Origin of the sequence: Microcystis sp. M049S2 (assembly GCF_020245625.1) — a bacterium.
Lineage (GTDB): Bacteria > Cyanobacteriota > Cyanobacteriia > Cyanobacteriales > Microcystaceae > Microcystis > Microcystis ichthyoblabe_A.
The window spans coordinates 1-12,841 of sequence record NZ_JADBUN010000160.1 but is presented as its reverse complement, the minus strand read 5'-3'; the positions used below and the strand labels follow the sequence as shown (position 1 = coordinate 12,841).

Genomic DNA, 12,841 nt, shown 5'->3' with positions numbered 1-12,841 from the left:
CACGAAAATAGTAAAAATTTGGCCTCGGATATTAGCGGGGTCAAGATAGTTGGAAAAACCCATTAAGTTAATGTTAACAGAATTGAGCATCAATTCGATCGACATTAAAACCCTGACAGCATTGCGACTGGTGACTAAACCATAAATTCCGATACAAAATAAAGCCGCCGCTAATAACAAATAATACTCTAACTGAATCTGCATGATACCTCTTTTTTGGGTCTTATTTAGGGGCGGTTAATTCTCTAGGTCGTTCGGGTAATGTTAAGGCTGTGGCCGTAGGTTCTTCAGCTTTTAGGGTAGGGATAAGGTCACGACGAGCTAAAATAATTGCTCCGACCATGGCCATTAATAATAGCACGGAAGCTAATTCAAAGGGTAGCAAGAAATCACTAAAGAAATGCTTACCGATTTCTACTAAAGTATTAGTCACAACGGCGGGAGAAGTGGTAGAAATTGACCAAGGTGTGATTAAAACCATGGTCGATAACAGTACAAATAAACCCACACAAACTAAAGCAGTAGATGCCTGACGGATCCAACGTTTAGGAATATCAGAAAAGTCCTCTTGCTTGTTAACAAGCATAATAGCAAAGAGAATTAAAACGTTAATCGCACCCACATAAATTAGAATTTGTGCCGCCGCTACAAAATCAGCATTTAGTAAGAGATATAAACCGGAAATGCTGATAAAAACACCGCCCAATAAAAAGGCGGAATAAACGATATTAGATAATAGCACCACGCCTAAAGCTGTCCCGATTACTAGGGCTGCTAAAATGCCAAAAGATACTATTTGAACGCCCTCGGCTAAATTCACAGTAGTTTCATCTCCTTTTATGTTTGAGAGTTATTAATTATTAGTTATCAGCTTCTGAAGGCTGACGGCTGACGGCTGATAGCTAACTGCTAATTAATCAGTAATTTCTTCCGGACGTTTACCGGCGCGTTGACTACCGGCGGGTAAATCGTGGGGTTCGATGACACCTTTAGGCAAATAACCTAATTCCCTCAGAGGTGTCACCATCGGGTCTTGGGTGACTTTGTAGGGTAAACGGCCTAGGGCGACGTTATCATAGTTTAATTCATGACGATCATAGGTCGCTAGTTCGTATTCTTCGGTCATCGATAGGCAATTAGTCGGACAGTATTCCACACAATTGCCACAGAAAATACAGACCCCAAAATCGATACTGTAGTGTTTGAGTTCTTTCTTTTTAATTTCCTTGTTAAAAGTCCAATCCACTACCGGTAAATTAATCGGACAAACTCGCACACAAACTTCACAAGCGATACATTTATCGAACTCAAAGTGAATTCTACCCCGATAACGTTCCGAGGGAATTAACTTTTCGTAGGGATACTGGACGGTAATCGGACGACGACGCATATGATCGAAGGTAACGGATAAACCTTCGCCGATGTATTTCGCCGCTTGAATGCTACCTTTGGCGTAATCGCTGACTTGTTTGAGGATGTTAAACATGATGGTCAGAGGTATAGTAGGTTAACAGGGCAAAAACGGGAATTAACCGCCAAAAGCAAAGGGAAAAGCTAGTTTTAGGGCGGCAGTAAGTAGTAGGTTAACTAAAGATACCGGTAAGAGGAATTTCCAGCCTAAATCGAGTAATTGGTCAATGCGAACCCGGGGTACGGTCCAACGCAAGAGAATGGCGATGAAGATAAGAAAATAGGCTTTTAATACCGTCATCGTAATCCCTAGGGAAGCGGTGATAATTTGTAGCCAGGGATTGGTTTCACTAACTCCCAACCAGCCGGCTAAAGCATTGACGGGGATAGGAAATTCCCAACCACCAAGATAGAGGACCGCGAAAACTAGGGCCGACAGCACGAGGTTAACGTAGGAACCCACATAAAAAAGAGCGAATTTCATCCCCGCGTATTCGGTTTGATAACCGGCGACTAATTCCTCCTCCGCTTCCGGTAAATCGAAAGGCAGACGTTCACACTCAGCTAAAGCGGCAATCCAGAAAATCAGAAAACCCACCGGTTGGCGCCAGATATTCCAGCCTAAAATGCCATAACCGGATTGTTGTTCGACAATATCAATGGTACTGAGACTATTAGACATCATCACAATCGCTAATACCGATAAAGCCAAGGGAATTTCATAACTAATCGATTGCGCCGCGGCCCGCAGGCCTCCCAGCAAGGAATACTTATTATTCGAGGCATAACCCGCCATTAATAAACCAATGGGGGCAATACTGGACAAGGAAATCCATAAAAAGATCCCCACGTTTAGGTCAGTAATCAGCAGATTTTGACCGAAGGGGACGATGAGGTAGGAGACAAACACCGGCATCACCACCAAAATCGGCCCGAAGAGGAATAACCAAGGGTCAGCCTTAGCGGGGACGACATCTTCTTTAAAGACTAATTTCAGACCGTCGGCGACCGGTTGTAAAACGCCCAAGGGTCCTGCGTATTCGGGCCCGATACGCTGTTGGACGGCGGCGGAAATTTTCCTTTCTAACCAGACGCAGACTAAAACCCCCACTGTGGCGGCAATAATCATCAGGAACATGGGTAAAGGCATCCAAATCGCTTTAGCCAGTCCTCCACTTAATCCCAAGTCTGTTAGGGATTTAATGAAACTTTCTTGTAAATCTATGCCTTGATTCATATTTGGCGATCGCTGTACTGTCGATAGTTCGGCATGGTTTGAAGATTTTTAAGCAAATCTTATAGCCTAGTATACAGTTAGTCGGTCTGAGGGTTATCAGTAAAGTGACAAAGGCTTCAACTCATTAGCAGCCAAGAGAGTCAAGCAATCTTGATTCCCCGTCCGAGAATAGCTATTAGTCAATAGTTAGACTCTGAATCCATCAATGTTCTTATCTGTTTCTTAGCGCCGACAACCTCAGCTAGTTATCAATTATTCACAGGAAAAAAATCTAGATAACTTATTTTTTAGGCAGTTAAAGCCGCTCTCTGGTCTTTTGTCCGATAAGTTTTACCGACTTTTAAAACCCGGTTATCGAGCGTTTCTGGCCACTCCCCGCTATTTAGGGTAGGCTGAAAAAATCTAAAAACCTTGTTGGGTAAGACTTTTAGACTTTTTGTCAATCAAAAAGTACCAGGCATGGGAGTGATCAGGGGGAAAATCCCTGGACTTTTTCCCTGAAAATTAGGTAATTGGCCACCTCAAAACTGGTAAAACCCCACACCCCACACCCCACACCCCACACCCTGCCACCAGGAAAAACTTTTTGCCGCAAACCCTATTTTTTCTGATAAGCCGCCTGTAGATCCTGAATCGAAAACAAAGCTTGAAACTTTATTCCCTGAGATTGGTAAAATTCCGCGCCTCCTTGCTCTCTATCCACCAAAGCAATGATTAAATCTACTTGATAACCCGCATCGCGTAATCTTTCCACCGCTACCATGGCACTTTTACCCGTTGTCACCACGTCTTCGAGGACAACCACTGCGGCACCGGCATCTAAAGTCGGCCCCTCGATATAAGCCATTGTCCCGTGACCTTTTGCCTCTTTGCGGACGATTAAAGCTGTAATCGGGCGATTTTCGTAGGCAGATACCACACTAACGGCACTGACAATCGGATCCGCCCCTAGGGTTAATCCTGCCACCGCTTGGGTATCTGGAGGCAGTAGAGACAGCAATAAACGCCCCACGGCTAAAGCTCCCTCAGCAGTGAGAGTAACTTGTTTACCGTTGATATAGTAGCTGCTTTTTTGTCCTGAAGACAGGGTGAAATCTCCCTCTCGATAGGCAAGACGCACAAGAGCATCGAGGAGAAATTGACGCAGGGAAGCAGTATCGAGATTCGCTACCGAGGAATTAGCCATATTTTCAGGATTGGGAGTCTGATTGACTCCAAAATTTCAGTTACAATTAAGCCAAAAGTCATTATATATTGACTCGATCGCTAGTATTGATTTCTTTCTCATCCCATTGACGCGATTTTTTAATTAACCCTATCCCTGTGAGGAGATTTTTACCCATGCGCGCTAAGTTTTTACTTCCTTCCCTGTTTTGTTTAACCGGTTTAGTCTGGTTGAGTTCGCCTAATGCGATCGCTGAAACTCCACCCGCCACCAATCCCCCACCGGTAAAAATCCAACAATTGCAACTTGTCCCCTCTCCCGATACGGCGGTGGGATTTAATAATATCCCCGGTTTGTTTAACCGCGCTGTTAATAACAATACGGGTCGTTTCTACGACTATACCAACATTTTAGGACAGTTAAACTCTCTTTTTGGTTGGCGTACTTTTCCCCAAGGTTCCTATTTCGATAATCTGATTACCCGAGATGCCAAATTGGTCGAAACTTTATACTATGATGTCATGCAACAGCAACAGTCTGGGCCTTTAATTCGCACCCAAGATTTACCTAATCCCTTCGATACTTCCCTACAGGAAAATCCCAGTTATTTAAGTCCAGGAGGTTTTTAATCTCTTCTTAACCGAAATATTCTGTAATTTTCCTTGAGAAATCAGATAGTTTAAGGTTTGTTTGCTACTGGTTGCTTTTGTCCCCAAAGTGCCAACGGTTAAACCTTTGACATCAAGCTGGTAATAACACAATTCCATTGAAAACTTTAACATGGTTTTAAGGCTCCTGAAGTTTTAAGGGCGGATAAATTAGGATTTCCAGTACAAAATAAAACAATTTCAAGTTCAGCAATTAAAAATTTTACTAACTCATCAACGGCGGCTTCTGATTCAATAGCTGCTACGAGAAACGGTCGGGCCAACCCCCCTAAATCGGCTCCTAAAGCGATGGCTTTGGCAAGATCTAAGCCATTTTTTAAGCCTCCAGAAGCAATTAAAGGAATGGTTGAATTTACAGACCGAATGGCGGTAATACATTCAGCCGTAGGCAAACCCCAATCGGCAAAAACTTGTCCGAGATGCCTTTGTCTGTTGTCTTTGGCTCTTTGACTTTCGACTTTAGCCCAGGACGTGCCTCCGGCTCCCGCCACATCAATCGCGGCAACTCCGGCTTCAATTAATTTTTTGGCCATCGGCGCAGAGATGCCATTGCCGACTTCCTTGGCGATGACGGGAACGGGCAATTGAGCGCAAATTTGCTCGATTTTAGCCAGTAAACCTTTAAAATTAGAATCGCCTCCCGATTGCACCAATTCTTGCAAAGGATTGAGATGGAGAATTAAGGCATCAGCTTCTAATAATTCCACCAGTTTTAAACAGTCTTCTAAACCGCAGCCGTAATTTAACTGCACAGCCCCTAAATTTGCTAACAGGAGAATATCTGGCGCCAGAGAACGTACTGCAAAGGTCGGAGCTAATTCCGGTTGTTCGAGTGCAATGCGTTGAGAACCCACCCCCATCGCTAAACCATAGCGTTGAGCGACCGTTGCCAATCGAGTATTGACTAAATGGGCTAATTCTGTTCCTCCAGTCATGGAAGAGATGAGAATTGGAGCTTTTAAAGATTTTCCCAAAAAGGTCGTCCCCAGTTCAATATCGCTGCGGTCAAGTTCAGGAAGACAACAGTGAGTAAAACGATATTTCTCTAAACCGCTTGTAAGTTGTTGAAATTCCACATCTTCTTCGATACAAACTCGCAGATGTTCGCTTTTACGATTTTCAATTTCACTGGGAAGATTAGGCAATGACATAGTTGTTATTAAGCATAAGCGTTAAACATTAGATTGAGTTTAGAAATCGAGTTCTAAGAGCAGTTCATCTAATTCTGCTTGACTAAGATTAGCATCGGGAACGCCAATTAAAGTCTGAATTGCATCACTGTCTGGGCTATCACAGAATACCTCATTCTGGATAGGATAGTCAAGACATTTTCGAGGAGGATGGTTAATTAAGTTTACGGCTCTTTCTATTTCCTCTGCCCTAAGGATTTTAAAATTCGTTCCCTTCTACCACCGACTCAGTTACTTTTTTAAAGGGTTGTTTTCAGTTTTTTCGGCGAGTCTCACCCTCAGCTTGTGCTGTACCTTTGTAGATAGCATCCGACGGAACTTTGATTCCTTCTTAATACTTGCTCCGGTCGTGCTTTGATCACATCCGAGCAAGACGGCTATTTGTCTTTGAGATAAATTTACCTCTTGACCAAGTTGGTAGAGCAACTTTCTTGGTTCTATGTTAAGATATTGAGGGCTTCGTTTTTGGGTCTGATTTGTTGTTGTATTGATCAGACTATACCTGATGAGCCTTTCCTAGTCAGGCCTCTAGGCTGATGCGTTTCCTTTTTGAATTGGCGTTTTTGTTGGTAACGAAGCTGATAAGCGGTAGGGTGAATAAAAAATGACAGAACAAGCTTGGTGGGTACAAAAATGGCTGGAACTACTCGATTCCTATCGCTTTAAAAAACGCTTGGAAAGAGCTAGACTGTACGCAAGAGAAGGCAATGTTTTAAGTATTGACTTTGAAGACTCGCAAGTTATTGCCAGAGTACAAGGCAGTGAACCAGAGCCTTATATAGTGGATTTATCCCTAGCGGCTTTTAGTGATGAAGAATGGGATTATATTATTAAGCTTCTCTCCAAAAAAGCCATTTATTCCGCTCAATTGCTCACCGGACAAATGCCCGATCATATCGAGCGTGTTTTTATCGATAGTGGGGTGAATTTATTTCCCTTTTCCCTAGCCGATATTCGCTCTCGTTGTACCTGTCCCGATCAAGCCAACCCCTGCAAACATATAGGAGCAGTGTACTATCAATTGGGCGATCGTTTTAGTGTCGATCCCTTCCTGCTTTTGCAACTGCGCGGCCGAACCAAAAACCAAATTCTGGAAGCTTTACGCGAAAAACGCTCCTATTCCTCTGATAATCAACCTTTAGCCGTTAGTGAACCCCCCACAGTAGTCGAAAAAACTGCCCCCGAAAGCGCTATCGATCGCTTTTGGCAGTACGATGAAGAGCTAGATCCCTCCCTCGTTGTGATTACGCCGGGGAATGAAAATCAAACCATTCTCGATATTTTAGGCAATTTTCCCCTCGCTGCCCCCGAATCCGATGCCATAGAACAATTTTTAAAACCAATTTACCGGCAAATTCCCCAAGAAGCGATGGCGATTGCTTTACAGTAGGGGAATTTGGGGTATATGAGCAGCCCGTTCAAAGTGGTGCCAAGGACAAAAAAGCCAGCCAGATTTGTCCTCGCATCAGGGCCAGGAATTAACCATGGAGAAAATCGCCCCACCACTAACCGCTAAACCTTCTTACTTTTGCCGGTTTTACCGCTTGGGGAAGTAGTTTTTTTGGTGGTGGTAGAAGTAGTTTTCTTGGTAGTGGTTTTCTTGGCAGTGGTTGTCTTGGCTGCTAGGGCGACTAAAGCTTGTTCTAGGGTGAGGGTTTCGGCGGTTTCTCCTTCGGGAATCTTGGCGTTGGTCTTGCCGTGTTTGATATAAATTCCGTAGGGACCCTCGTACAATCCCACCAATTCGCCGTCGTCGGGATGTTTGCCCAATTCTTTTAAGGGTGGTTTGGTAGAACCACGAGCGCCGCGAGCTTTTTTCGGTTCGGCTAATAAGGCCAAGGCTCGATCGAGAGTTATAGTTAAGACATCATCGCTGGCTTTCAGGGAACGATATTCTTTTTCTTTGCCCTCTTCCTGAACCACATAGGGACCGAAACGCCCTAAACTGGCTTTGATTTTGCCTCCGGTGAGGGGATGGGTTCCCAGTAGTCGTGGCAGTGCCAATAAACCCACTGCTTGTTCGAGGGTGACATCCTCTGGTTTGACTCCTTTGGGTAGGGAGGCGCGTTTCGGTTTGGGGTTGTCATCGCTGACATCTCCTAACTGGACGTAGGGGCCGTAACTACCCACCAGCAGATAAATTGGCTCTCCGGTGTCGGGATGAAGACCGATTTTATCGGGACCTTCGGTTTTTTGTCGCAGCAGGGTTTCTACCTGTTCGGGGTTCAGATCCGCCGGGGTTAAATCGGCGGGGATGGAAGCGGTGAGGATTTCATCCCCCCGAGGGACTTCTAGATAGGGTCCGTATTTGCCGATCTTGATAGTTGCCTGTAAATCTTCTAAAATTACCGATTTGGCGGTGCTAGAGTTAATTTGACTCTCGCGCTCTTTAACTTGGCTTTCTAGCCCCTTTTCGCCGCGATAGAAGCGATCGAGATAGGGCAACCATTGGGCGGAACCGGTGGCGATGTCGTCGAGGGTTTCCTCCATTTTCGAGGTGAATTTGGGATCTACCAGGTCGGGGAAATGATTTTCTAATAAACCGACGACGGCGAAGGCGGTGAAGGTGGGAATGAGGGTTTTATTCCGCATTTGGGCATAACCGCGATCGATAATGGTGCCGAGAATGGTGGCGTAGGTACTGGGTCGCCCGATTCCTTCACTTTCGAGGGTTTTTACCAGTGAGGCTTCGCTATAACGGGCGGGGGGTTGGGTATCGTGGCTAATGGCTTCTAGTTTCCGACAATTGGGGGTATCACCGACGTTGAGGGGGGGTAGGATTATTTCTTGGTCGTCGATGGCGGCTTCGGGATCGTCGGAACCTTCCACATAGGCGCGGAAAAAGCCGGGGAAGTCGATTCTTTTGCCGGAGGAGCGAAATCCGGCATTTTCCACCTGAATATTAACGGCGATCTGGGTAATACGAGCATCGGCCATCTGTGAGGCGACGGTACGTTTCCAGATTAGGTCGTAGAGGGCGAATTCTAGTCCGCTTAGGCCGGTTTCCCGGGGCAGGCGAAAGCTACTACCGGCGGGCCGGATGGCTTCGTGGGCCTCCTGTGCGCCTTTGCTTTTGGTGGTGTACTGCCGGGGTTGGGGACTGAGGTAATTTTTTCCGTACATTTGTTCTACACAATTGCGGGCGGCGGTGATGGCCTGATCGGAAAGATGGACGGAATCGGTCCGCATATAGGTGATGTAGCCCTGTTCGTAGAGATTTTGGGCGATTCGCATGGTGTCGCGGGCGGATATGCCCAGTTTCCGGTTAGCCTCTTGCTGTAGGGTGGAGGTGGTGAAGGGGGGGGAAGGTTTGCGAGTGGTGGGTTTTTCTTCGGTGTGGCTAACGCGCCAGATTTTGTCTTGGATGCGTTCTTTTAAGGCGGCGGCGGTGGCTTGATCCAAAAGTGTCACCTGGCGACCGGGGAGCAGTCTGCCGGTGTCGGCATCGAAATCGCTCCCATTTGCTACTTTTTGACCGTTTAAGGTGACTAATTTCGACTCGAATTGATTTTTGTCTTTTTCGAGGGTGGCTTTCAGGTCCCAATAATTGGCGGTTTTAAAGGCCCGTCGTTCTCGTTCCCGTTGTACGAGCAGACGTACCGCCACGGATTGCACGCGGCCGGCGGATAACCCTTTGGAGATTTTTTTCCAGAGTAGGGGGGAGAGGGTATAACCGTAGAGGCGATCGAGTATGCGGCGGGTTTCTTGGGCGTGAACTAAATTTTCGTCGATCGAGCGACAATTTTTGAGGGCGGCTTGGATCGCTTCTTTGGTGATTTCGTGAAATACCATCCTTTTGGTGGGTATTTTCGGGTTGAGTACCTGCAAGAGATGCCAACTGATGCTTTCCCCTTCCCGATCTTCGTCGGTGGCGAGGATCAATTCGCTGGCGCCTTTGAGGGCTTCTTTTAATTCTTTGACGACTTTACTTTTGGTTTTGGGGACGACGTAGAGGGGATCGAAATCGTTCTCCACATCCACGCCTAAGTTGGCCCAGGATTTGTCTTTGTGGGCGGGGGGAATTTCTTCGGCGGAGGCGGGCAGATCGCGGATGTGGCCCATGGAGGCTTGGACTCGATAGCCGCTAGGTAGATAATTACTGATTGTCCGAGCTTTGGTGGGGGATTCGACAATAACCAGGGTTGACATAGGAATTGATCACGAGGGCATGGCCACAGCGACTGTTTTAGTTAGACTGACCATCTTTGTTTGATGATGGGCAAAAGTTACTATTTATCTTGACCAGCTTGATTCGGGTCAAAAGCCACTTACTACGATAATAGAGATTAAAGGCGGTCTTTTGTCACTAACTTCTTAATAAAACTTAATATTTTTCTGGAGCGGCGATCGGACAGCAAGGCACCGTCAAGGGTAATATAATCTGTTTGAGGAGTGGTAATTATGAATTATGAATTGAGGAGAAGGGAGATAGTCCTCGATACTAAATTAGGTTACGCTTCATCTTTATAAGAAACGCTGTAGTTATGTCTGATTTACGTCAATACGCCCCGGCAACGGAACGCAATCGTCAGCCGATTTTGGAAGTTCTCAGCCAATTTTTACCGAAGACTGGGAATATTCTAGAAATATCTAGCGGCACGGGTGAACACGCTGTTTTTTTTGCCCCTCGTCTTGCTCCTTGTCGTTGGATTCCCTCGGATTGTAACCCTCTGGCTCTAGATAGTATTCGCAGTTGGTGCGATTATTATCCTAGTTCTAATCTCGATCGCCCCCTATTTATCGATGTTCATCAGTCAGTTTGGGCGATAGAGAGGGAAAATATCGTTATTAATGCCATTGTTAATATTAATATGATTCATATCGCTCCTTGGTCCGCTTGTTTAGCTTTAATGGCGGGAGCGAGTCGCATTCTTAGTCCGGGGGAAATTCTCTATCTTTATGGTCCCTATAAACAACAGGGAAAACATACTTCTCCTAGTAATGAAAGCTTTGATCTTTCTCTCCGTTCTCAAAACTCTGCTTGGGGAGTTAGGAATTTAGAAGATGTGGTGCAAGCAGCGAGCGATCGAGGTTTACAATTGTTAGAAGTAATTCCTATGCCCGCTAATAATCTCTCGGTTTTATTTGCCTTAACATAGCAATTATCAGTGAACAGTAATCGGTAATTAGCTTCTAAAGGCAAAAGGCAAAAGGCAAAAGGCAAAAAAAAGAATCTGGCAATTCTCCTACTAAAAAGAAGGTTATAAACTAAGTACATCCAAGCTTTTAGCTTAACCAATTAAGTAGGGAGGCACAATTATTTGTAGGATGGGTTAGCGGTAGCGTAACATAATCGGGCGTTGGGTTTCATGCTTCAACCCAACCTACGTTCTGATCACTGAAAAAAGCTCCCCACTTCCCACTTCCCACTTCCCACTTCCCACTTCCCACTTCCCACTTCCCACTTCCCACTGATAACTGATAACTGATAACTGATAACTTATTTCCAACCAGCGCGATTCATTACCTGTACTGCTTTGGCTAAATTAGGACCATAATTAGCCACACTAACGGTATCTTCTTTTCCGCGTCCGAGTTTTGCCAGAACAGGGTCTAAAGCAACGCCTCGAACGACGGGATATTCTTGATTACCCTTAGCAAAAAAGTTCTGTGCTTCATTGCTAGAAAGATACTCTAAAAATTTAATTGCCGATTCTCGATTGGGGGCAGTTTTAATTAAACCACCACCGCTAATATTAACGTGAGCGCCGCGCCCTGTTTGGTCGGGAAAAATTACGCCTACCTTGTCATAAATTGCCCGTTTAGCGGGGTCTTTTTCTTCGGCATACCCAGCTAAGTAATAGGTGTTAGCTAGAGCTAAATCGGCAATTCCTGCGGCGACAGCTTCGATTTGTGCCTTATCATTACCCTGGGGTGAACGGGCAAAATTAGCCACTAATCCTCGACACCATTTTTCTGCGGCTGCTTCCCCTTGTATGTCGATTAACCAAGCGGTAAAAGATTGACTATAGATGTTACTAGATGACCGGGTGACGACTTTTCCTTTCCATTTGGGATTGGTTAAATCCCCATAGGAATCGATTTCTCTGGGGTTAACTCTGTCTTTGTTATACATGATTACCCGCAAGCGTTTACTAAAACCGAACCAGTGACCTTTGGGGTGACGCAAATTAGCGGGAATTCTTTGGGTGAGAATGCGGGAATTGACCGGGGCAAAAATTCCCTGTTGGTCGGCCCGCCATAATCTCCCCGCATCTACCGTCAGGAGTATATCGGCAGGACTATTGCGGCCTTCGCTTTTGATCCGTTCGATTAATGGGTCTGCTTCCCCTTCCACGAGGTTAATTTTTATTCCCGTTTGTCGGGTGAAGTTGTCATACAATCGTCGGTCGGTGTTGTAGTGACGGGAGGAATAGAGGTTTAATTGATTAGTTTGGGCAGAAACCTCGTTTATTTTCCCTAATTGACCCACTGCTAGGGCTAAGGTGGCTGTTCCTGCGCCTAGAAAGACTCTACGAGTTATTTTATCGTTCATTGCTCGATTCTTGGTAAAGTTGTCTTTTCCTATTGTACAGCTATTGAGAATAATTCTTATCTGTACGAGAAATTACTTGTCGGGCTAGGGCGGTAGATGGGGTAAAATCAAGGTAAAATCAGGGTTTTTTGTTTTAATGAGGCTAATAAATCCTCGAATCTATCGCTAGTTAAGTTCAATAAGCCCAAAATGTTACCCTAAGCTCGATCGAGGGTATTGTGGAATAAAAGCAGCGAGAGTCAAGATAATGATCAACAGTAATCACCAACAAGCGATCGAGCTAATGTTAGCATCGGGAGACCATGATCAATTATTGTTATTTTGTCAGCAAGCACTGGCGGTTCATCCGGAAGTGACTGATTATTATCCCTATCTGGGATTAGCTTATCTGCTGCTAGGGCAGCAAGCAACAGCGCAAGAAATTTGGTTATTTTGGCTGTTAGAATCAGAGTCCAGTCAGGATTTAATTGTGCTGCTCAAAAAAGAGATAATTAGAAATCTTGATTGCTGGCAGTTTGCCGAAGCTAAATTAATCGGCGTTGCATAATAGAGATATGAATGGAGGAAATCAAAATGCAATGCCCTGAATGTAAATCTACCCATATCCGTAAAAATGGCATCAATAAACAAGGTAAACAAAATCATATTTGTGTAACCTGTGGCCGTCAATTTATT

Annotated in this window: 14 protein-coding genes and 1 pseudogene; 5 read left to right on the top strand and 10 right to left on the bottom strand. The window is 45.1% G+C overall.

Features of this window, described 5'->3' with window-relative positions; all coding sequences use genetic code 11:
* From nuoK to pyrE, 5 genes are all read right to left on the bottom strand, one after another.
* The coding region (gene nuoK, locus IM496_RS14240) for an NADH-quinone oxidoreductase subunit NuoK (protein ID WP_502861846.1) at positions 1-204 on the bottom strand (204 nt) is incomplete at its 3' end.
* A 19-nt stretch (positions 205-223) separates the two neighbouring features.
* Positions 224-820: an NADH-quinone oxidoreductase subunit J gene (locus IM496_RS14235; protein WP_008203498.1), complete on the bottom strand. Its 597-nt coding sequence runs from the start codon at positions 818-820 to the stop codon at positions 224-226.
* 93 nt (positions 821-913) lie between these two features.
* Entirely contained in the window at positions 914-1,486 is a 573-nt protein-coding gene (gene ndhI, locus IM496_RS14230) for an NAD(P)H-quinone oxidoreductase subunit I (RefSeq protein WP_002733194.1), read from the bottom strand.
* A 42-nt stretch (positions 1,487-1,528) separates the two neighbouring features.
* The gene (gene nuoH, locus IM496_RS14225; protein WP_002775034.1) at positions 1,529-2,647 is read right to left on the bottom strand and encodes an NADH-quinone oxidoreductase subunit NuoH; all 1,119 of its coding nucleotides are present in this window, start codon (positions 2,645-2,647) and stop codon (positions 1,529-1,531) included.
* A gap of 598 nt (positions 2,648-3,245) precedes the next feature.
* Positions 3,246-3,833, bottom strand: a complete 588-nt coding sequence (gene pyrE, locus IM496_RS14220) for an orotate phosphoribosyltransferase (protein WP_194016962.1) — start codon at positions 3,831-3,833, stop codon at positions 3,246-3,248.
* A 155-nt stretch (positions 3,834-3,988) separates the two neighbouring features.
* Between pyrE and IM496_RS14215 the strand changes: the two genes are divergently transcribed.
* Complete coding sequence (locus tag IM496_RS14215; RefSeq protein WP_287662290.1) at positions 3,989-4,441, top strand: porin; 453 nt, start codon at positions 3,989-3,991, stop codon at positions 4,439-4,441.
* On the opposite strand, the gene IM496_RS14210 is transcribed toward IM496_RS14215, so the two are convergent.
* The 3 genes and pseudogenes from IM496_RS14210 to IM496_RS14200 all read right to left on the bottom strand — a co-directional run.
* Complete coding sequence (locus tag IM496_RS14210) at positions 4,421-4,594, bottom strand: hypothetical protein (RefSeq protein ID WP_287662289.1); 174 nt, start codon at positions 4,592-4,594, stop codon at positions 4,421-4,423. The two genes, IM496_RS14215 and IM496_RS14210, sit on opposite strands and share 21 nt — an antisense overlap.
* Entirely contained in the window at positions 4,588-5,631 is a 1,044-nt protein-coding gene (gene fni / locus IM496_RS14205; RefSeq protein WP_194016958.1) for a type 2 isopentenyl-diphosphate Delta-isomerase, read from the bottom strand. The genes IM496_RS14210 and fni overlap by 7 nt, the downstream gene beginning before the upstream one ends.
* A 295-nt stretch (positions 5,632-5,926) precedes the next feature.
* Positions 5,927-6,162, bottom strand: a pseudogene (locus tag IM496_RS14200) (helix-turn-helix domain-containing protein); the annotation flags it as partial.
* 112 nt (positions 6,163-6,274) lie between these two features.
* On the opposite strand from IM496_RS14200, the gene IM496_RS14195 reads away from it, so the two are divergent.
* Entirely contained in the window at positions 6,275-7,060 is a 786-nt protein-coding gene (locus IM496_RS14195) for an SWIM zinc finger family protein (RefSeq protein ID WP_194016956.1), read from the top strand.
* A gap of 122 nt (positions 7,061-7,182) precedes the next feature.
* Here the strand turns inward: IM496_RS14195 and topA are convergent, their stop codons facing one another.
* A complete protein-coding gene (gene topA, locus IM496_RS14190) occupies positions 7,183-9,819 on the bottom strand; it encodes a type I DNA topoisomerase (RefSeq protein WP_287662287.1) in 2,637 nt (878 codons plus the stop codon).
* A gap of 335 nt (positions 9,820-10,154) precedes the next feature.
* Here topA and IM496_RS14185 point away from each other — a divergent pair, with 335 nt between their 5' ends.
* Positions 10,155-10,769 carry a DUF938 domain-containing protein gene (locus IM496_RS14185; RefSeq protein WP_194016952.1) on the top strand — a complete coding sequence of 205 codons (615 nt, stop codon included), beginning with the start codon at positions 10,155-10,157 and terminating at the stop codon, positions 10,767-10,769.
* A 341-nt stretch (positions 10,770-11,110) separates the two neighbouring features.
* Here IM496_RS14185 and IM496_RS14180 read toward each other — a convergent pair whose 3' ends face one another.
* Positions 11,111-12,166: a Fe(3+) ABC transporter substrate-binding protein gene (locus tag IM496_RS14180; protein WP_194016950.1), complete on the bottom strand. Its 1,056-nt coding sequence runs from the start codon at positions 12,164-12,166 to the stop codon at positions 11,111-11,113.
* 247 nt (positions 12,167-12,413) lie between these two features.
* Between IM496_RS14180 and IM496_RS14175 the strand changes: the two genes are divergently transcribed.
* Positions 12,414-12,713 (top strand): hypothetical protein, encoded by a 300-nt coding sequence (locus IM496_RS14175; RefSeq protein ID WP_228009740.1) that lies wholly within the window; start codon positions 12,414-12,416, stop codon positions 12,711-12,713.
* Positions 12,714-12,739: 26 nt separating this feature from the next.
* Positions 12,740-12,841 (top strand): IS1/IS1595 family N-terminal zinc-binding domain-containing protein (locus IM496_RS14170; protein ID WP_420372283.1); only part of this gene is annotated, 102 nt, incomplete at its 3' end.

Excerpts from the sequence above, each read along its gene's own strand:
- ndhI (WP_002733194.1), bottom strand. The coding sequence starts at position 1,486 with ATGTTTAACATCCTCAAACAAGTCAGCGATTACGCCAAAGGTAGCATT.
- nuoH (WP_002775034.1), bottom strand. The coding sequence starts at position 2,647 with ATGAATCAAGGCATAGATTTACAAGAAAGTTTCATTAAATCCCTAACA.
- pyrE (WP_194016962.1), bottom strand. The coding sequence starts at position 3,833 with ATGGCTAATTCCTCGGTAGCGAATCTCGATACTGCTTCCCTGCGTCAA.
- IM496_RS14215 (WP_287662290.1), top strand. The coding sequence starts at position 3,989 with ATGCGCGCTAAGTTTTTACTTCCTTCCCTGTTTTGTTTAACCGGTTTA.
- IM496_RS14210 (WP_287662289.1), bottom strand. The coding sequence starts at position 4,594 with ATGTTAAAGTTTTCAATGGAATTGTGTTATTACCAGCTTGATGTCAAA.
- fni (WP_194016958.1), bottom strand. The coding sequence starts at position 5,631 with ATGTCATTGCCTAATCTTCCCAGTGAAATTGAAAATCGTAAAAGCGAA.
- IM496_RS14195 (WP_194016956.1), top strand. The coding sequence starts at position 6,275 with ATGACAGAACAAGCTTGGTGGGTACAAAAATGGCTGGAACTACTCGAT.
- topA (WP_287662287.1), bottom strand. The coding sequence starts at position 9,819 with ATGTCAACCCTGGTTATTGTCGAATCCCCCACCAAAGCTCGGACAATC.
- IM496_RS14185 (WP_194016952.1), top strand. The coding sequence starts at position 10,155 with ATGTCTGATTTACGTCAATACGCCCCGGCAACGGAACGCAATCGTCAG.
- IM496_RS14180 (WP_194016950.1), bottom strand. The coding sequence starts at position 12,166 with ATGAACGATAAAATAACTCGTAGAGTCTTTCTAGGCGCAGGAACAGCC.
- IM496_RS14175 (WP_228009740.1), top strand. The coding sequence starts at position 12,414 with ATGATCAACAGTAATCACCAACAAGCGATCGAGCTAATGTTAGCATCG.